This is a genomic window from Nocardia transvalensis NBRC 15921 (assembly GCF_000308875.1).
GTDB lineage: Bacteria > Actinomycetota > Actinomycetes > Mycobacteriales > Mycobacteriaceae > Nocardia > Nocardia transvalensis.
In genome coordinates, this window is record NZ_BAGL01000124.1 from 138637 (window position 1) to 157861 (window position 19225).

The following is a 19225-nucleotide window of genomic DNA, read 5'->3' on the forward strand; positions in this document are numbered from 1 at the left end:
TCACCTGTCCCTGCCGATCTGCCTGCTGAGCTGCCCCAATGCCAGGACCGACAGCACCATGACGGTGCCGGGGGCGTAGACGAACCACGGATAGCGGTAGAAGAAGTTCTTGCCCTCGGCCACCAGCAGCCCCCAGTCCGGGGCCGGTGGCGGGTTCCCGTAACCGAGGAACGCCAGCGCGGAGATGTTGATGATGGCCAGGCCGAACTGCAGTACCGCCAGCGCCAGCACCGACCGGTACACATTCGGGAGCACGTGCCGGAACAGCACCACCACCCGCCCGCCGCCGATCAGCAGCGACGACTCGATGAACGCGGTGTGCTTGACGCGCAGGGTCTCGGACCTGATCAACCGCGCGAAGACCGCCACCGAGGAGATCCCGACCGCGATGGCCGCGTTCACGCTCGCGAACCCCAGCGACACCATCACGATGACGGCCAGCAGGAATCCGGGAATCGCCAGCAGGGCGTCGATCACCCGGCCGAGCACGGCGTCGACCCACCGCCCGAAGAACCCCGCGACCAGGCCGATCACACTGCCCGCCAGCAGGCCGATGGCCACGGCCAGCAGTGCCGTCGAGACGGCCGAGCGGGTGCCGAAGATGACCCGGGTCAGGATGTCGCGGCCGAACTGGTCGGTCCCGAACAGATGCTCCCAGGACGGGCCCTGGAAATTGTCGGCCGTGACGCCGACGTAGGGATCCTGGCCCGTGAACAGGCCCGGCACGATCGCCCAGGCCGTGATCACCGCGACGACCAGGACGGCCAGGACGGTGGAGACGCTGCGTGGAGCCGGGAGCGCCCGCCTTTCCGCGATGATCGCTGTGGCCGTCATGTCGCGGCCGCCGTGGTGCGCAGCCGCGGGTCCAGGACGGGATAGACCAAATCCACGACGAGGTTGATGAGCAGGAACAGCACGGCGGCCAGGAATACCGCCGCTTGTAGCACCGGGACGTCCTGTTCGCCGACCGCCTTCTCGACCACGGTCCCGACGCCGGTGCGGCCGAAGATGGCCTCGGTGATGATGGATCCGCCGAGCAGATCGCCGACGATGATCGCCGCGATCGTCGAGGTCGGCAGCGCCGCATTGGGCAGCAGGTGCCGCCACAGCAGTTCGAATCGGCCGAGGCCCTTCGAAATCGCCACCGTCGCATACTGTTCCGCGCGAGCGCCGTCGAGCGCGGTCAGGAGCACCTGGGCGATCGGGGCGGACGCCGGAACGGCCAGTGTGACGGCCGGGTAGATCAGCGCCTCCGGGCTCCGGAAATCGCTCATGACGAAAAGGCCGAGCTGAAAGGAGAAGACGTTGATGACGATCAGGCCGATGAGGAAATTGGGCACCGACAGGAACAGCGACGGGAACGCGCGCAGCACTCCCCCGCCGAACCCGTCCGGCAGGAAGTAGGCGCCGACCGCGAGGGCGAAGGCGAAGACGAGCGCGAACAGGAAAGCCGTCCCCGCCAAGTGCAGGGTGGACGGCACGCCCGCCCACAGCAGCGTCGAGACCGGCAGATTCGAGGCGTAGGACAGGCCCAGATCACCGTGTGCGAGCCGCTCGAGCGCGATCCAGAGTTGTTCCCACGCCGGCCGATCCAGTTTGAAATACACGAGCATCTGCGCGATCTCGTCCTTGGTGTAGCCGTATTCCGGATTGCTCAGCCGTCCGGAGACCGGATCCCCCGGCAGCAGCGTCACGATGACGAAGACGACGATGTAGACGAGAAAGGCCGTGACGAGGGCCTGGCCGATCCGCGCCGAGACATAGCGTGTGTAGTGCGACACCTGATTCCGTTCCCTCTTCACGAGTCGAGCCATGCGTCGTAGAAACTGATCAGCCCCAGGCCGTCGACCCCGAGATCGCGCAGGCGGTCGGCGGCGCCCCACGTCTCCCGGAATTCGTGCACCGGGATGTAGTAGGCGTTGTCGATGACGTACTCCTGCACGGCTTTCGACGCGCCGATGCGGTCGTTCTCGGATTTCGCCTGTGCCAGCGCCTCGAGTAGTCCGTCGAGTTCGGCGCCGGGAGCCATGAACTGATTTCCCTGCGAGCTGTGCCACCAGCGCCACATCTCGGTCTGGCTGCCGGCCAGCCAATGGTTCTCGTAGAGCGGCACATCCGGGTGGGCGGTCACCGTGTTGTAGTTCGAGAAATCGGTTCCGGTGATCTCGAGCCGCACCCCGATCTTGCGCCATTGCTGCGCGATCAGTTGCAGATCCGCCTTGGAGGTGGTGATGAAGACCGAGGGGTAGATCAGGAAACTCAACCGCGCGCCGTCCTTGGTGCGGTAGCCGTCGCGGTCGCGTCCGGTCCACCCGGCCTCGTCGAGCAGGCTGTTCGCCCGGTCCGGGTCGTAGGCGAATCTCTCGCGCAGATCGAGTGTGCCGGGCACGACATCGTTGAACGTCGACTTCGCCTCGGTCCACGCGCCGCTGGGATAATTGGTCGCCAGGATCTCGCGCCGGTCGATTCCGTGCGTGAGCGCCCGGCGGACGCGGACGTCGTCCATATGCGGGGCCGTGAGGCGCAATTGCAGACCCCAGACGCTGCCGAAGAAGGCGGGCGCGATCAGCCGGAGCCCATCGGTGACGAACGGTTCCTCGGTGGGCTGGACGTAGTGGATGACGTCGACCTGACCCGCTTGCAGCGAGCCGATGCGCAGCGAGGGTTCGATCACCTGTTTCACCGTCACCCGCTCGAGATACGCGGGGCCCCGGTGCGCGGTGTCGCCGCGCGGCCAGGCGTAGTCCGCGCGCCGCCGCAGCACCACTTCCCTGCTGGGCGACCAGGATTCGACCACGAACGGGCCGGTGCCGAAGATCTTGGACAGGTCGGATTGATCGGCCAGGCTCCCCGCGACGGTCGCCGGGGCGAGAATGCCGACGGTGGTCCAGGCGCCCAGTTTCTGGATGAAATCGGCGAACGGCGCGGTGAGCCGGATGCGGACCTCGTATTCGCCGACCGCCTCGGCCTTGTCGAAGGTGGTCGGAATATAGGCGGCGCGCGGAATTCCCCGTTTCTTGTCCCCTTTGCCGAGGAGGTTCAGGTTGGCGGCCACCGCCTCGGCGTCGAGGCGCTCGCCGTTGGAGAATGTGACGCCCTGCCGGATCGTCAGCCCGAATTCGGTGCGTTCGTCGTTCTGCGTGAATCCCGTGGCCAGATGCGGGTGGAACTTTCCGGCGGCGTCGTAGTAGAACAGCCGCTCGACGATCTGGTTCCACACCTGCGCGACATGCCAGGATCCCGTGCTCTGCTGCTGATATCCGTCGATCAGTTTCTCGGCGAGGTAGGTGATCTCCCCGCCCGGCGCCGGCGCCGAACCCGCGGGCGCGGAACCGCGGACGGCGTTCGAGGTCCCGCACGCCGCCGCGAGGCCGGCGCCCAGCAGCGCGCCGCCGAGGGTCAGCGCGCGGCGCCGCGACATATCGTGTGCCATGTGCGCCTCAGAAATGCCCGGCCAGCGGCAGGGGTTCGTCGTTGACCCGCAGATTCCCCAGCGATCGCGCCTTGTAGGCCGCGGGATTGTGGGAGAACAGCGTGCGCAGATTGCGCCAATGCCGGTCCAGCCCGGCCGTACCGCGGGTGGCCGAGGCCCCGCCGACATCGAATATCCGGCCCGCGGCGCGCAGCGCGAAATCCTCGATGGCGACCTTGGCCTGGGCGGCCCGGACCGAGGAATCGCTTTCCAGCGCCGGGTCCACGCCCGTGGATCGGGCGGCGGCGAAGGACCGGTCCTGCGCCGCGGCGGCGGCCAGCACGACGGCCTCCGCGGCGAAGGCGGCCGCGTCCAATTCCCCTACCACCGCCAGCAATTGCGGATCGTGGCGCGGTTCGCCGGTATTGGCGAAGACGAAATTCCGTGCCCGGGAACGCACTACGTCGGCGGCGTCGGTGACGACCGAGCGCAGGATACCGGCGGCCAGGGCGTGCAGATAGAGCTGCGGAAAGGCCTGCCGGGGCCGGTCGGCGGCGCGGGGATCGCGGAAGGGCAGCGTTTCCTCGGGAGCCACGGCGACGTCGGTGAAAATGGTTGTGCCGCTGCTGGTGTGGCGCTGGCCGATGCCGTCCCAGTCGTCCACATGCTCCACTCCGGCGCGGTCGACCGGCACGATGGCGCTGAGTACGCCGCCCTCCGGCGCCTTCGCGGTGACCCGCACATAATCGCCGTAGCGCGCGCCGGTGCTGTAGAACTTGCGGCCGTTCAGCCGGTATCCGCCCGGAGCGGCGGTGAGCGTGCTGTCGTAGACGTAATCGCCGACGGGATTGGCGCCGAGTTCGGTGAGCGCGCCGCCGATCAGTCGGCCCGCCGCGACCTCGGCGATCCAGGCGCTCTTGTCGTCGGTGCGCGGTAGCCGGTACAGCTCCTCCACGAACCCGAAGTGCACGCGCAGAATATGCGGGACGTCGGGATCGGCCTCCGCGAGATCGATGAGGAAGGCGAACAGTTCGCCGACCGTCCAGCCGCCTCCGCCGTCCGCGACCGGGACGCGCGCGGCGCCCAGGCGCAGCCGCTTGACCGCGGCGACGGCGGCCTCGGGCGGTTCGGTATCGCCGGCCGCGCGACGTCGGGCGGCGTCGGCCGCGATATCGGCGACCAGTTCCGTGAGTTCGGCCGCCCCGGGCCGCGGCACCGGCGTCACCACAGTCTCGACAGTTGACATGCACTCTCCTCCAGATCGAGCCAGGCGCCGACGGCCGCGGCCGTACTCGTCGGCGGCGTCGGCATTCACCGGAAACGGCGCGCCGTCACTCCGTCGACAGTGCCGTCGACGGGGCACGATTGGATAGCCTTGGAATCATCCGGATTTAGTATTGGAATCATTCTGATTTTATGAACCGTATTCGCCGACAGGCGAATTGCGGGAATCATCCGCATACCGCACCGGTTATCGCAATGGTGAGTATCGGAATAGCGCTGTCACCGTTCGCCCTCGACGCCACCGACAATGCCGTGGACGCGGGTGTCGCCGCCGGCCGCCGGGTGGCCGAATCGGGACTGAGTTCACTGTGGTTCGGGCAGGGCTTCTCCCACGACTCCGTGCTGCTGTCCGCCGTCGTGGGTCGCGAGGTGCCCGGGATCGAGGTGGGAACGTCCGCGGTGCCGATATCGGGGCGGCACCCGCTGCTGGTCGCGAGCCAAGCACAGACCGCGCAGGCCGCGACCGGCGGGCGTTTCACGCTCGGCCTGGCGCTGGGCACCGAGAGCACCACCGAACGGGTCTTCGGAGTCGGATTCGCCCGGGCCATCACCCGGCTGCGCGAGTTCGTCACCGTCCTGAATTCCGTATTCGACACCGGCGCAGTCGATTTCCACGGCGACACCGTCACCGCCGTGAATCCGCTGCCGGCCGCCGTCGCCGGCGCGGCGCCACGGGTGCCGATCCTGGTCGCGGCGATGGGCCCGCAGGCGCTGCGCGCCACCGGCGAACTGGCGGACGGGACGCTCCCGTTCCTGGTGGGCCCCGGCGCGTTGCGCGACCACATCGTCACACCGATCACCCGCGCGGCCGAGGCGGCGGGCCGCCCGCGCCCCCGCATCGCCGTACTGGTTCCGGGCGTCGTCACCGCGGATGTCGAGCGAGCCCGCGCGGCCGCGGCCGAGACCACCGCGTTCTACGACGCCATCCCCTCCTACGCCCGGATGATCGGCCTGTCGGGTGCGTCCCGAGCCGCCGACCTGGTCGTGATCGGCGACGAGGAACACGTCGCCGCACGGGTCGAGGAGTATTTCGCCGCGGGCGCCACGGAGGTCGTGTTCTCCCAGACGAATCTGACGACCCCGGAGGACCAGCACCGCACCTGGCAACTACTCGGCGAGCTGAACCGAGCCTGAGATGTGGTGTTTCCGTTCATAATTGGACGCTGCCGAAACCTGCTGTCCAGCAATCGATCAGGATTTCTCGAGTTACATCTCAGCCACACCGGGTCGGCGGGTTCCGATCTCGTGGCGATTGCACACTCCGGCACCTCGTAACGGGTTACCTAAGCAGCCCCTACGGCGTACCGATGAAGCCCGCCGTCATGGTCGGTAACTTCCTGGCACCCGGTCGACCCCTTCTCGGGCAAATGATCAGCAGGGCTCGGAGTAACCATCATGACTCGTATCGCTCATTTCGTAGGAAGCCTGCCGCCGGATATCGCTACCGACGACCGCGCCGCGCTGCGGTGGTTTCTCAGCCGCAGCACGGGATCGCCGGTCGACGCGATACCGCGCGATCTCGATTCGGATTGGATCCTCGACTACATCCGCGCCCGCGCGCACCACAGCGACACCCTGGAACTCGTGCGGCCGGGCGTCTTCGCCGACTACAGCGACTTTCCCGCCTACCGGGTGCGACGCGGACAGACGCTACTGCCGGAGCACGTCGGCATGGATCGCGCGGACCGGATCGGCGAAATCGTCTCGGCGTTCGAGGAATTGCGCAAGGAATACCCACTGGACTCCGGTACGCGGTTGCAGATAAGCCAGCCGAATCCCCTGGACATGGCCATGTTCGTCTTCGCCGGCGCCGCCGTGGCATCGGGACTCCCCACCGCACGCGCGCTACGCCATTCCGCCGCGGTATTCGGCGCCGTGCGCAGGCTTCCCGTCTTCGTCGACGCCGTCGTTCGCGAAATGGCGGCGGTGTCGGCCCGGCACCGAAACATCGTGTGGCAGATCGAGACTCCGATCGCGATGCTCGCGATGGTCAAAGCCGAGCAACTGCACGCCGCCCGCGTCCTGGGGCCCCTGCTCGCCCGGCAGCTCGCGAGTCTGCTGGCCCGCACGAATGCCGCGGGCCTGGAGACCGTTCTGCACCTCTGCTACGGCGACTACCAGCACGCGAGCCTGCTGGCACCGACATCGCTCGCCCCCGCGACACGGCTGCTCAACGCCGTCGCCGCACGACTGCCCGAACGGCGGATCCCGCTTCCCGCGGTACACATCCCGTGCGGATACGGCGCCGAACCGGCACCCCTGACCGATGAGTTCTACCGCCCGCTGAACGCCCTGGACCCACGGTGGCAGCCGATCGCCGGCGTCGTGTCACCCGATATCGATCACAGCGCTCAGGCCCTGGCACTGTTCGAGAACGCACTCGGCCGACCCGCGCACGGGGTGGCCACGGCATGCGGTTTCGGCCGATGCACCCCCGAAACCGCCGACAATGCCGCCACCGCCACCCTGACCACCGCACGCGCGCGCCCCGCAGCACGTCCGCGAGATATCGCCGGCTGATGCTTCGCCGTGCGGGCCGACCGCATCACGTCATGCGCCTACTGCTTGTGCGAGGCGCGGGAGTTGGCGTAGCGGGTTCCGGCGTTCGATCTCCAGGCGCTGGTCGGGGTCGAAGATGTCGCCGAGTTCCGGGGCGGGGTCGTGAGTGCCGGATTGCGGGAGGGTCAGGGCGCTGAAGGGCCAGTCGGAGCCGAAGACGATGTGGGTGCGGGCGGTGACGGCGAGCACGCTCGACATGGCCGCCGGGGAACCGCTCAATGCGGTGTCGTAGAAGAAGTTCGAGATCTGGGCGCGGGCGTCGAGGAGCGAGGGCTTCGGCCGGTCCTGTGGCCAGGTGCGGCCTATCGCGGTGTTCGCGGCGACGCCCACGCGCCAGGACAGGAACGGCAGGGTGCCGCCGGCGTGGGCCAGCTGGAAGCGGATGTCCGGGTACCGCTGGGTCGTGCCGGTCAGCATCATCATGGTGGCGGCGCGGGTCGTGTCGAAGGTGAACTCCTCGAGGAAATCCGGCAGCGGCAGTGCGGGTTTCGCGGAATCGGGTATCGCGGCGGGGTGCACGAAGACGTAGGCGTTGCGCTGGTTCAGCGCGGCCATCAGTGGTTCGAAGCGCGGATCGCCGAGGTACACGCCGTCGTAGGCGGACAGCAGGATGACACCGTCGAGGTGCAGCACGTCCAGTGCGTAGACCGCCTCGGCGATGGACGCCGGGATGTCGGGCATGGGCAGCACCGCGAACGCGCCGAAGCGGGTGGGGTGGGTCCCGAACAGGTTCGCGGCGTAGGTGTTGCAGTATCGGGCCATATCCTCGGCTTCCTTCCCGGACAGGAACGAGACGCCCGGGTCGGACACCGACAGCGCTTGGGCCTGGATGCCGTAGTAGTCCATGAACGCGATCGCCTGCTCCGGCGACCAGTCCGGCGTCGGATAGCCGCCGATGGTGACGTGACCATGCTCGAGCAGGGCGGCGCGGTAGTCCGGCGGCAGAAAATGCGCGTGCAGGTCGATGCGATACGCCCCGGAGGGCGCGGTCTGCCGCCGGAGCGCGGGGACGGCATCGGCGAGTCCTTTCGACGCGGCGGTCGCGGCGCCACCGGCGACGGCGGCTCCGAGCACACGGCGACGACTGAGACCGGAACGAGCTTGCGGGTCGGTCACGCGTTTCCCTTTCGGACGGAGGCGGCCGCACGGACCGTCGGAGCATCGTTCGGCGCCGGTGCCGCAGAGCACGATTCGACCGGGACCAGCAGGCGGCCCAGCAGTTCGGTGACCAGCAGGTCGCCGTCACCGGCGGCGGAGGCGCCGAACACATATCGGTCCGGTCGCAGCAGGAGTAGTCCACCGTGACCGACACCGGCTCTGGCGAACCACCGAATCAGCGCACCGGTATGGTCCTCGATGTCGGCGTAGTCGTCACCGGCAATGCGTCCACTGCCGGGCGTCCCCTGGGGGCGACCGCCGAGGGGGTACACAGTCACGAAACGAATTCCCAAGGCCCGCAAGGCTTTCAGTTCTGAAACGCCCAGGCGGGCACGCGGATCGACGCCGTACCCGACCAGCGAGAAATCCGGCCCCAGCACATCATCGAAGCGACAGCGACGGCCGTCGTAGGTACGGACCTCGGGTTGCGGGGCGAGCGCACCCTCGACACCGCGCACCCCGCGCCGCGGCAGTCCGAGATACGCGCCGCGCCGGAACCGCGGCGACGGCTTCATCTTCGCGGCTCGAATCCACCCGCCCAGCACCGGTATTCGCACCGCCGTCGTCAGCGCGAGATCGCGGGCCGCGGCGACCAGCGGGTTGCCGACCGAGACCAGCCGCTTGTTCAGCACCGACAGGTAGATCATCGCCTCGGCGTGCGGACGCCGCTCGGATTCGTAAGTGTCCAGAATCTCCAGGGCGGCATGGTTCTTCACGACGGCGGCGAGTTTCCAGGACAGGTTGTCGGCGTCGCGGACGCCGGAATTCATGCCCTGGCCGATGAATTGGGGAGTCATGTGCGCGGCGTCGCCGGCGATCAGGACACGGCCGTCGCGCCACCGGTCGGCCACGACCGCATGGAACGTGTAGACGAGCCTGCGCAGGACGACCACCTCGTCCGGATCGACGAAGCGGGAGATATGCCGGCGCACGGTGTCCGGATCCTCCATCTCCTCCTTCGTCTGCGACTCGGCGAGCATGAACTCGAAGCGGTGATGCCGGTCCGGCTGCGGGCAGGACACGATGGGCAGCTCCGGATCGCACACGAAATCGAAATACGGCAGATGCCGGAACGCGTCCGCGCCGTCGCGGGCCTTCAGATCCACCACCAGCCACCGTTCGGGAAAGCTGGTGCCGGTCATCTCGATACCCAGCCCGGTGCGGACGGCACTGCGCCCGCCGTCGCACCCGACCAGGAATGCCGCACGGACCCGTTCGGCGTCGCGCGGATCGGCGTCGGGGGCGCGTGTGCCGTATCCGGTGCCACGGCATTCGGCGTGCTCGACGGTGACGCCGGTCCGGTCCTGGTCGAAGCGGGTGACCTCCCGGCCGCGCCGGACGGTCACGTGCGGATACCGTTGCAGCGCGCGCTCGAGGGTGTTCTCGAGGTACGGCTGGTACAGGAAGTTCACCACCGGCCAGCCCAGGGGCCGGTCGGTCCGATGGAACTGGACCAGGACCCGTCCGTCGCCGCGCACCCACTGCACGGTCGAGTCGATATTCATCTCCGCGGCGAGTTCGTCTGCGGCTCCGGCGGTTTGGAAGATCCGCATGCCCTCGTCGTCGGTGTAGACCGCGCGGGCCATGCCGTAGAACTCCGGCTCGCGTTCCAGCACCAGGACGCGCACTCCGCGCCGGCCCAGCAGGTTGGCGAGGGTGAGGCCGGTGGGGCCCAGCCCGACGACCACCACATCGACATCGGTGTTCACCGGGAAAGTCCTTCCGCCAGTTGCGGGACGGTGATCTCGGGTGTGCGGGCGGCCCGCAACGCCTGCCGGAATTGACCGAACTTGCCCAGCACGGTCTCCCCCACCGGCGTGTGACCCCAGACGCTGATGCCCTGGTAGGTGGTCGGCTCCCAGGTGGATTCGAGTTCCGGCCCGATCACGACCGGGTTCCAGCCGACCTCCAGTTCGAAGCCCGACGGGGTCACGCAGTAGTAGGACAGCTCGCGGTCGTTGGTGTGCTGCCCGACCGACCACTGCATGCGGAAACCCAGGTCGGTGACGCGCTGGAAGGAGGCGAGCATATCGTCGAGCGTCGCTGACTGAATGTTGATGTGCTGCACCGATGTTCGCAGCGGGTCGATCCGCATGCCGCGTATGCCGGCGATGGCGATCGAGTGGTGCCGTTCGTTGACCCGGAGGAATCGGATCCTCATCCGCAGCCCGGAGACGGTCTCGTCGATGTAGTCGCTGAGCCGGGAATCGAAGACCGTCCGGAAGTAGCCGCGCATCGACTCCGGCTCCCGCGACACGATCGCCACGTGACCCAGCCCCGCCTCGCCGGTGACCCAGCCCGAGCTCCGCATGCGCAGCGGCGCCGGTGTCGTCACCGGTGTCGTGAAGATCTCCTGCGCAATGCCTTTCGGCCCCGCGAAGCGCCACAGCCGTTCGACTCCGCGCAGCGCCGCGTCCTCGGCGCTGCCCTCGGCGACCGGCAGACCGCGGCCGGTCACCCGCGCGACGATGCGGTCGAAGGTCTCGTGGTCGTCGACATGCCAGCCCAGTGCGACGACATCCTCGGCGGGGCCGCGCCGGACGAGGAAGCGGCAGGCCCGCTCGTCCAGCCGGAAGCGCACGGTGGCGTCGTCGAGTTCGTCGACGTGCAGACCGATCGCCTCGGCTCCGAACCGCCGCCAGTCGGCCAGCCGATTCGAGTGCACGACAACGTATCCCAGGTGCACCGCGCCGAATACGGAGTCGGCGCCCGGCCGCGACGGGCCCGTCACGAGTCCGCCCCGAGGAAACCGGCGACCAGGTCGTTGAACAGCTCGGCACGCTCCCACTGCACCCAGTGGCCGGTCCGGGCGGCCAGGTACAGGTCGCAGTTCGGCATGGTCTCGGCCAGCACACGCCCACCGGCCGGGCGGTTGACCTTGTCGTCGGCTCCCCAGACGACCAGCGTGGGATGAGTGACCGCACCCAACCGGCGATCGCGCGTGAAGTCCATCCGCCACAGCGTGCGCAGGGCCAGCGGTCCCGAGGGACGGCGCAGCGGCGGATTCGCGATCACCTCCGGGTCGAGACTGGCTCGATAGCGTGCCTCGATCAGCTCACCGGGCACCGCGCTGCCGTCGTGGACCAGGTACCCGCGGACGAACCGGGCGATCTTCTCGCGGCTCGGCCCCGTCCCCGTGTAGTAGTTCAGCAGTTCGTTCAGCCCCGCGGTCGGCAGTGACCGCGTGGTGCCGACACCGCCGGGACCCAAGAGCACCAACCGGTTCACCGTCTCCGGGCGGTCCATGGCCAGTCGCAACGCGGCCGCGCCGCCATAGGAATTGCCGACCACATGCGCCGCGGCGACGCCGAGTTCGTCCAGCAGGCCGCCGACGGCCCCGGCCAGGTCACCGAATGGATCGGTCCGATCGATCGACTTCGACGAACGACCGTAGCCGGGCATATCCGGCACGATCACCCGGAACCGCCGCGCCAGCGCCTCGACGTTGCGCATGTAGTTCGACATGCCGGACGCACCGGGCCCGCCGCCGTGCAGCAACACCAGCGCGGGTCCCGCTCCCGCCTCGGTGAAGTAGATGTCCCGCGCGCCGACCCGGACCGTCCGCCCGGCGCCGACACCCTCGTCGATGCTCGTCACTGCCACCTCCACGACGTTTTCTGATCAGATCATCAGTTACGATCACATCCCTTGTCAAGCAGTAGTTGATGAAATCATCACCAACCGGAATCGTGACTGATGTTTTCCTCAGATAGACTCGGCGCAGAGCTGACGAGAGAAGGCCCGATGACCTCCGAACCCGCGGTCCGCAACCGCATCGACCGGCGTCGCGAACGCACCCGCAACGCGCTGCTCGGTGCGGCGCAGAAATTCCTGTCCGAGAGACGATCCGCGGTCAGCATCCAGGAGATCACCGATGCCGCCGATGTCGGTTTCGGCTCCTTCTACAACCACTTCGAGTCCAAGGACCAGCTGTTCGACGAGGCCGTGCGAGCGGCGCTGCGGCTCTACAGCGAGATGCGTGACAGCTTCGTCGCACCCTACGAGGATCCGGCCGAGGTGTTCGCGGTGAGTTTCCGGATGACCGGGCGGCTGCAGCGGCAGGTCCCGGAAGTGGTGCGGGTGATCCTGCATTCCGGTACGTCGATCCTGTTGCGCGACGAGGGCCTGGCGCCACGCGCGCGCCGCGACATCATCGCCGCACAGGAAGCCGGGCGCTTCGAGCCGATGGACCCCGATCTGGCGGTCATGGCCGCGGGCGGCACGCTCTTCGGCCTGCTGCAACTGCTCGACGCGCGGCCGGACGCCGACGCCGGCGCGCTCACCGACGAGATGGCCTTCCGTACCCTGCGAATGTTCGGCATGACCAAACGCACCGCCGAACGGCTGTCCTCCACCCCGTTGCCGCCCCCGCCGGAACTTCCGGCATCGATGTTCGACACCGACGGATGAGGGTATGCGCGCGCTACTGATACTGATCGTCGTCCTGGCGATCGCGCTGGTCGCCGGCGACCGGGTCGCCGTCGTGCTGGCGCAGAACGAGATCGGACGCCGGGTCGCCACCGAGTACGACCTCGCGCACCCGCCGAGCGTCCACATCCGCGGCTTCCCGTTTCTGACCCAGGCCGTCGACGGCCACTATCGCGATATCGACGTGCGTGTCGGCGACTGGAGCGACGAGAAGATCTCCGTCCACGACCTCGACATCACGCTGACCGATGTCTCCGCGCCGCTGAACGATCTGATTCATCAGCAGACGTCGAATATCGTCGCGGAGACGGCGACGGCGACGGCCGTGGTCCCCTACGACACCGTGAAGAGCTTCGCGCCGACCGACGTCCAGTCGATAGCGAACGGCCCGCAGGGACTGCGCGTCACCGGAACCTTCCTGGTCGACGGCGTTTCGGTGCCCGCGACGGTCGATGTGACCGTCGCGCCGGCCGACGACGGCATAATCGTCACTCCGGTCGCGGTCCAGTCCGCCGCGGGCGGTCCGGTGATCTCCCTGGCATCGATCCGCCAGTTCGTCACCTTCACCATCCCGCTGCGGCAACTGCCGCTGGGCGCACGCCTGACCGCCATCGAGCCGCACCCGGACGGCCTCCATGTCGCCGCCGTGGCCCACACCGTGCGCCTGTCGAGCCTCGAGCGCTGAAGACTGTAGAGTTCGACTCGTCATGCCATACACAGTGGACTTCGACACCGTCTCGACCACGGGCCTGGAATCCTCACCGGTCGCCCCGGCGCTGGCCGGTCTGCGAGCGAACGAGGCCCGCTACTTCAAGAACAAATACGGCCACGATTTCACCGTCGAGCCGGCGGGCGATGCCCGGCCGACCGTCGACTGGGTGAGCCGGATCCTCGAGGAGGAACGCGGCATCGTCATCGCCTCGCCCCCGCTCGAGGCGTCCGCCTTCCAGGTGGAGGACATTCGCTTCGCCTACGTCTTCTACGAGAGCGGCCTGGCGATCAATGTCATGTACTCGATCGACAGCGCCGGCAAGCGCGCGGTCGGGTTCAAGCTCTCCGACGGTATGGAGATCCCCGCCGAACTCGCCTCGTTCAAATTCGCGAGGCAGAGATCGAAGCTGGCGGGGACCATTCGCGGCTCCTACTTCGTCATCAAGAATCACTACTGACCGGTCGTGGCGAGTCGATGCCCTCGCTGAGTCGCTTCCGAGGCAGGAACAGTGCCGGGATGAGCGCGAGGGTGATCATGGCGGGGGCGATGAAGTAGGTGTGCCGGAACGCCTCGGCCAGGGCCGGGGCCAGGTCGGCTCGTTGCGCAGGGGTCATGCCGTGCAGGTCCTGGAGCCCACCGGCCACCGGTAGCAGCGCGCCCAGGGTTACCGAGGTGACCGCGGTGCCCACGGCCATGGCGGTGGTGCTGATCATGTTCAGGACCGTCGATCCGGCGGGTTGCTGCGACCGGTTCAGCTGACGGGTCGCGGTGGTCAGGACCGGCATCATCGTTCCGCCGCCGCCCGCGCCCATCAGGAGCATGGCCGCCGCGAGGGTCCAGTACGGTGCGTCCGCGTCGAGCTGGATCGCGAACAGCACGAATCCGGTCAGCGCTACCGTGATCGAGACGGGAAGATAGCGACCGGATGGTATCCGGTCGATGAGCCTGCCCGCCACCTGCATCGTCGCCCCCGATGCCAGCGCGAACGGGATGCCGAGCGCGCCGGCGGCCAGCGCCGATTCGCCGCGTACGGTCTGGAAGTACAAGGGCGGCAACAGCATCGATCCGAAGTAGCCGAACGCGAACAGTGCCAGCAGGGCGGCCGCCGTGCCCGTCGTCCGGTTGCCCAGCACCCGCAGGTTCAGCAGCGGCGCGGGTGTGGTCAGCGAGTGGCGGACGAAGGCGGCGATCAGTCCGGCTCCCGCCAGCAGCGGCGCCCACACGGAGGGTGTGGCGAATCCCGCGTGCTCGCCCGCCGCGGTGACGCCGTAGATGAGCAGCGCCAGCCCCGGTGACATGAGGAGCAGACCTCGAATATCCAACGGGCGCGGCGGTTCCGGGGCGTCGCCGGGGATCACCCGGGTGATCAGTATCAGCACCAGCGCGCCGAGGGGCAGGTTGAGGAAGAACATCCACCGCCACGACACCGCGTCGATGAGATACCCGCCGATCACCGGGCCCAGCAGCGGGCCGACCAGAATGGCCAGCCCGAGAGTGCTCATCAGCCGCCCCAGCCGCTCCGGTCCGGCCGCGCGGAGCAGGATCGTCATCGCGACCGGCATGAGCAGCCCGCCGCTCGCGCCCTGCACTACCCGGAAGGCGATGAGCGACTGGATGTTCCAGGCCAGCCCGGCCAGCACCGAACCGAGCGCGAAGGCGGCGACCGCTACCAGGTACAGGCGTTTGGCGCCGACCCTGCCGACCAGCCACGCGGAGGCCGGAACGACCGCGCCGAGTGCCAGCGAGTACCCGGTGGTCACCCACTGGATCACGCTCAAGCCCGTATCGAACTCCACCGACAACGTGTTGACGGCGACGTTCACGATGGTCTGGTCGAGCGTCGCCATGATCGCGCCGACCACGAGGACGAGCGCGATCGCCATCGGGCCGCGGGTGGCGCCCGGCGCGGGAATCGTTTCGGTTGTCATCGCTGTCACCGTCCGTACGGGGTGGTGGCGCGGGCGGTCCGCAATGCGGTACCCCACCAGGTCAATTGGTCCAGCAGTGTCGCCGCGGCGGTGACGGCGTCGTCCGGATCGGTCAGGCGACCGGCGTCGTCGAATCGTCCCCAGGGGTTCGCGAAGCTGACCGTGTCGCGGACGGTGACGGCGTGCAGTTCGGCGAACACGTGCCGCAGATGCTCGACGGCTCGCAGGCCACCGGATATGCCGCCGTAGGAGACGAAGCCCACCGGCTTCGCCTGCCATTCGGCGTGATGGGCATCGACGAGGTTCTTGAGGGAGCCGGGATAGCTGTGGTTGTACTCGGGTGTCACCACCACGAAAGCGTCTGCGCGGGACAGCTTCTCGGTCACCGCCGCCAGCGACGGGCCGCCCCCGGCCGCGCCGAAGGCATGGGGCAGGTCGGCCTCGCGGGTATCGATGATGTCGGTGGCGAACGCGTCTCGGCGACCGGCCTGACCGACGAACCAGTCGGCGACGGTGGTGCCGAACCGTCCTTCCCGGGTGCTGCCGATGACCACCGCGAGACGCAGCGGATCGACCGGGCCCTGAACGTGTTCGACATCGGCATGGGGAGCGGGGCTCGTCATGTGGTTCTCCGTGCTGTGCGGCTACTGTTACCGGCTCAGCGTGCAACCACAACTAATATTGAGGTCAAGCTCGCGGTGATCGAGGCCACATCGAGCCCGGAGCCCTCGACCGGACGCATTTTTATCGATCGATAAACTATCCGGCACCTTCGGCCGACGTCGCCGGGCCGTAGTGGCCCATCAGTTCTTCGACGAAGGCGCGTAATTCGGTGTGCCCCTGCCGCATTCCGACCGCACCTTCGTTGCACAGGATGCGCGCCGCGCCCGTGAGCAGCATCGAGACGACTATCGGCGGGTAGCGGCCGAGATCGACCCCGTGCGAACGCAGGACGAAGGTGACGGCGGCGGTCTCGATGTCGCGGACCCGTTCGGCGTACGCCTTCAGCTCGGCGCCGACCGCCTTGCGATGGTTGGCCAGTGCCATGAATTCGGTGTTCAGCTGGGCGAATCGGGCGTCCGTGTTGATCTCCCACAACACCTGCAGCGGATCGTCGGCGGTGAGGGCCTGGCGCATCCGGTCCAGCGCCTTGTCCCCGCCGTCACGCATGACCGCGACGTACAGGTCGTCCATGGTGGGAAAGTAGTAGTACACCAGGGCGGATTTGACCCCCGCGGCCGCCGCCACCCGGCGCGAGGTCGCCGCGGCGTACCCCTCCTCGCGGATGATCCGAGCGGTCGCCTCGATCAGTCGCGTCCTGGTCCCGGCCTCGTCGGCTCCGGTGGCGCGCTTGGCCGGCATTCAGCGGTGCCTTCCGGAAGCACTGACGCGCAGCCGATGTGCGCGCGGCATCGCATCCCTTGACGGCCCGAAACGGCTGGTAAGCATGGTCCACCCTAACATTTGATCGATCGATCAGTGATAAGGCGAGATCTACGAGTATCCGGCGCACCTGCGCAGCCGAATCCGGTGTTCCGGGAACCGCACTACGGGGTCGTCGCGACAAATTCCAGCCCGGCCGCAAGAACTCCCGCGAGCACATCGCCTTCGGCCGCGGCGCGAGGGGCGCTCCTACGCGTACGAGCCGACCTTCCTCTTGCACGGACTACGAGACCTGCACATCACCTTCACGGTCGTGTGACCCGACGTTGTCAGGCCGCGGCGGGGCGGCGGGCGATCAGGACGACTTCGGTGGCCTGTCCCTGGCCGCGTCCGGGGGCGACGGCGTTGAGGATCTCCCAGCCGGCCGCGCCCAGGCTGTTGAGTTCGGCCTCCATCTCCTGGTAGTTCGGCAGTTTCTTGCGGAACTCGCTGATCGGATAGGTCAGGACCTTGTACTCCCACTTCGTCATGACACGAACGTATCGTCGGTATGTGGCGAAAACCTGTGCACACGTTGACTTCCATCACACTTCCTGTGGGGAAAACCCGGCCGCCGGTGTGACGAAATGAGTGCCGGATGCGCGATGTGCGGCACGGCGCTCGCGGACCGGGGCCGCGGTCGCCGGCGGGTGTACTGCTCGCGCAGCTGCCAGGCCCGCGCGTACCGCCGCCGCGTCGCGCCGCCGGTCCCGCAACCGGCGTCACCGCATCCGCGGCGGCGGCAGATCGTCGAAGCGGTGTGGCGCATCGCCGCCGAGCGCGGCCTGCACGCGGCCACCGTCCGGGAGGTCGCCGCCGAGGCCGGCGTCTCCACCCGCGCGGTGCAGTACCACTTCCGCAGCAAACACGACCTGCTCGTCGCCGCGTTGCGCCTGCTGCACCAGGACAACGAGCACCGGGCCGGGCGGCGGATCACCGCCGATCCGCGGGACCCGGCCGCCCTGCTCCGGGCGATCGTCGACGAGCTGCTGCCACTGGACGCACAGCGGCGCTCCACCCTGCGCGTACTCGCCGCCTACTACGCGCGCAGCCTCACCGACCCCGCCCTGGCAGCGGTCTTCCTCCACGACCAGCACCCCCTGGAGGACCTCGTCACCGCCGTCATCACCCACGCCCAGCACACCGGCGCGGCCCCCTCGACCCTGAATCCCCGCGCGGAGGCCGACATCCTGGTCTCCGCCGCCGTCTCCCTCGGCGGCGACGTCCTCCACGGCACCCGCACCCTCCCCGAGGTCCGCCGCACCCTCGACTACCACCTCGGCAAGATCCTGACCGAAGTGAACGAATGAACGTCGTACCTGCCGCGCGGATGTGGAAATGCTATTCTCGCCTTTGAGAATTGCCGTTCCAGAAGGGATCCCTGATGACAGTGCAGTCGGTACTGGACGAAGTACGTAAGCGCCGCGGGACGGGTGCGGTCATCCCGGTCATCGACCCCGCGACGGAGGAGCAGATCACCGAGTTCACCGATTGCGGGCAGGAGGCCGTCGACGAGGCGGTGGCGCGGGCGCGGGCCTCGTTCGAGGCGGGCGTCTGGCGCGGTCTGCCGGCCCGGGAGCGGGCCAAGGTCCTGTGGCGGATCGCCGATCTGATGGATCAGCACGCCGAGGAGTTCGCCGAACTCGATTCGCTGAACACCGGCATGCCGATGGCGCAGGCGCGGATGATCGTTCCCACCTGCGCCGAGTTCTTCCGCTACTACGCCGGCTGGTGCACGAAGGTCAACGGCAACGCCTACGAGGTGCAGATGGAGGGCGGCGTCTCCGGCTCCTTCGCGGAGATGCACGCCTACACCCTCAAGGAGCCCTACGGCGTTGTGGGACTGATCTTTCCGTGGAACGGCCCGATCTTCAACGCGTGCGCCAAGATCGCCCCGGCCCTCGCCGCGGGGTGCAGCAGCGTGGTCAAACCCGCCGAGGAGACGCCGCTGTCGGCCGTGCTCCTGGAGCGGATCATCGCCGAGGCCGGGGTGCCCGACGGTGTCGTCAACCTGTTGATCGGTTACGGCCACACGGCGGGAGCGGCGCTCACCGCGCATCCGGATGTCGAGAAGATCGCCTTCACCGGGTCGACCGAGGTCGGCAAGCAGATCGTGCAGGCGTCGGCGGGCAACCTCAAGAAGGTCATGCTCGAACTCGGCGGGAAGTCACCGGTCCTGATCTACGACGACGCCGACCTGAACATGGCCATCATGATGGCCTCGATGGGCATCTTCGTGCATTCCGGCCAGGGATGCGTCTGCGGCTCACGGGTCTTCGTCCAGCGCGGCGTCTACGACCAGGTGGTGGACGGCATCACGAC

19 protein-coding genes are annotated in these 19225 nt (G+C 68.2%); 7 read left to right on the top strand and 12 right to left on the bottom strand.

Going from position 1 to position 19225, the window contains the following annotated elements; translation table 11 throughout:
• From ON41_RS33950 to ON41_RS33965, 4 genes are read right to left on the bottom strand one after another with little or no spacing between them, the layout of a single operon-like run.
• Entirely contained in the window at window positions 1-834 is an 834-nt protein-coding gene (locus tag ON41_RS33950; protein ID WP_040752492.1) for an ABC transporter permease, read from the bottom strand.
• Window positions 831-1781 carry an ABC transporter permease gene (locus ON41_RS33955; RefSeq protein ID WP_040752598.1) on the bottom strand — a complete coding sequence of 317 codons (951 nt, stop codon included), beginning with the start codon at window positions 1779-1781 and terminating at the stop codon, window positions 831-833. Before ON41_RS33955 ends, ON41_RS33950 begins: the two co-directional genes overlap by 4 nt.
• A 17-nt stretch (window positions 1782-1798) precedes the next feature.
• Window positions 1799-3433: an ABC transporter substrate-binding protein gene (locus tag ON41_RS33960; RefSeq protein WP_040752494.1), complete on the bottom strand. Its 1635-nt coding sequence runs from the start codon at window positions 3431-3433 to the stop codon at window positions 1799-1801.
• A gap of 7 nt (window positions 3434-3440) precedes the next feature.
• Window positions 3441-4658, bottom strand: coding sequence for an acyl-CoA dehydrogenase family protein (locus tag ON41_RS33965; RefSeq protein WP_051163107.1), 1218 nt, complete (start codon window positions 4656-4658; stop codon window positions 3441-3443).
• A 233-nt stretch (window positions 4659-4891) separates the two neighbouring features.
• Here ON41_RS33965 and ON41_RS33970 point away from each other — a divergent pair, with 233 nt between their 5' ends.
• Window positions 4892-5830, top strand: coding sequence for a TIGR03564 family F420-dependent LLM class oxidoreductase (locus ON41_RS33970; protein WP_221333388.1), 939 nt, complete (start codon window positions 4892-4894; stop codon window positions 5828-5830).
• 261 nt (window positions 5831-6091) lie between these two features.
• Window positions 6092-7216, top strand: a complete 1125-nt coding sequence (locus ON41_RS33975; RefSeq protein ID WP_040752498.1) for a hypothetical protein — start codon at window positions 6092-6094, stop codon at window positions 7214-7216.
• Window positions 7217-7246: 30 nt separating this feature from the next.
• On the opposite strand, the gene ON41_RS33980 is transcribed toward ON41_RS33975, so the two are convergent.
• From ON41_RS33980 to ON41_RS33995, 4 genes are read right to left on the bottom strand one after another with little or no spacing between them, the layout of a single operon-like run.
• Window positions 7247-8371 carry an amidohydrolase family protein gene (locus ON41_RS33980; protein WP_051163109.1) on the bottom strand — a complete coding sequence of 375 codons (1125 nt, stop codon included), beginning with the start codon at window positions 8369-8371 and terminating at the stop codon, window positions 7247-7249.
• On the bottom strand, window positions 8368-10122 hold the full coding sequence (mhpA, locus tag ON41_RS33985; RefSeq protein WP_083905828.1) for a bifunctional 3-(3-hydroxy-phenyl)propionate/3-hydroxycinnamic acid hydroxylase MhpA: 1755 nt from the start codon (window positions 10120-10122) through the stop codon (window positions 8368-8370). Before mhpA ends, ON41_RS33980 begins: the two co-directional genes overlap by 4 nt.
• On the bottom strand, window positions 10119-11144 hold the full coding sequence (locus ON41_RS33990; protein ID WP_040752500.1) for a VOC family protein: 1026 nt from the start codon (window positions 11142-11144) through the stop codon (window positions 10119-10121). Before ON41_RS33990 ends, mhpA begins: the two co-directional genes overlap by 4 nt.
• Window positions 11141-12001, bottom strand: a complete 861-nt coding sequence (locus ON41_RS33995) for an alpha/beta fold hydrolase (RefSeq protein WP_083905831.1) — start codon at window positions 11999-12001, stop codon at window positions 11141-11143. The genes ON41_RS33990 and ON41_RS33995 overlap by 4 nt, the downstream gene beginning before the upstream one ends.
• Before the next feature lie 156 nt (window positions 12002-12157).
• Between ON41_RS33995 and ON41_RS34000 the strand changes: the two genes are divergently transcribed.
• Genes ON41_RS34000 through ON41_RS34010 form a run of 3 tightly spaced genes read left to right on the top strand, consistent with a single transcriptional unit; the run spans window position 12158 to window position 14010 of the window.
• Entirely contained in the window at window positions 12158-12823 is a 666-nt protein-coding gene (locus tag ON41_RS34000; protein ID WP_040752503.1) for a TetR/AcrR family transcriptional regulator, read from the top strand.
• A gap of 4 nt (window positions 12824-12827) precedes the next feature.
• Window positions 12828-13526 carry an LmeA family phospholipid-binding protein gene (locus ON41_RS34005; protein WP_040752505.1) on the top strand — a complete coding sequence of 233 codons (699 nt, stop codon included), beginning with the start codon at window positions 12828-12830 and terminating at the stop codon, window positions 13524-13526.
• Between the two features lie 22 nt (window positions 13527-13548).
• The gene (locus tag ON41_RS34010; protein WP_040752507.1) at window positions 13549-14010 is read left to right on the top strand and encodes a DUF8821 family protein; all 462 of its coding nucleotides are present in this window, start codon (window positions 13549-13551) and stop codon (window positions 14008-14010) included.
• Here ON41_RS34010 and ON41_RS34015 read toward each other — a convergent pair.
• The 4 genes from ON41_RS34015 to ON41_RS34030 form a co-directional block, all read right to left on the bottom strand.
• Entirely contained in the window at window positions 13994-15481 is a 1488-nt protein-coding gene (locus tag ON41_RS34015; RefSeq protein WP_051163111.1) for a DHA2 family efflux MFS transporter permease subunit, read from the bottom strand. The genes ON41_RS34010 and ON41_RS34015 overlap by 17 nt on opposite strands.
• Window positions 15482-15486: 5 nt before the next feature.
• Window positions 15487-16104: an NADPH-dependent FMN reductase gene (locus ON41_RS34020; protein WP_040752509.1), complete on the bottom strand. Its 618-nt coding sequence runs from the start codon at window positions 16102-16104 to the stop codon at window positions 15487-15489.
• Between the two features lie 136 nt (window positions 16105-16240).
• Complete coding sequence (locus ON41_RS34025) at window positions 16241-16843, bottom strand: TetR/AcrR family transcriptional regulator (RefSeq protein ID WP_040752511.1); 603 nt, start codon at window positions 16841-16843, stop codon at window positions 16241-16243.
• Between the two features lie 350 nt (window positions 16844-17193).
• Window positions 17194-17394, bottom strand: coding sequence for a DUF4177 domain-containing protein (locus ON41_RS34030; RefSeq protein ID WP_040752513.1), 201 nt, complete (start codon window positions 17392-17394; stop codon window positions 17194-17196).
• A 96-nt stretch (window positions 17395-17490) separates the two neighbouring features.
• On the opposite strand from ON41_RS34030, the gene ON41_RS34035 reads away from it, so the two are divergent.
• Both ON41_RS34035 and ON41_RS34040 read left to right on the top strand, forming a co-directional pair.
• Entirely contained in the window at window positions 17491-18213 is a 723-nt protein-coding gene (locus tag ON41_RS34035) for a TetR/AcrR family transcriptional regulator (RefSeq protein WP_218003599.1), read from the top strand.
• A 74-nt stretch (window positions 18214-18287) separates the two neighbouring features.
• Window positions 18288-19225, top strand: a 938-nt coding sequence (locus tag ON41_RS34040) for an aldehyde dehydrogenase family protein (RefSeq protein ID WP_040752517.1), incomplete at its 3' end; no start/stop codon positions are given.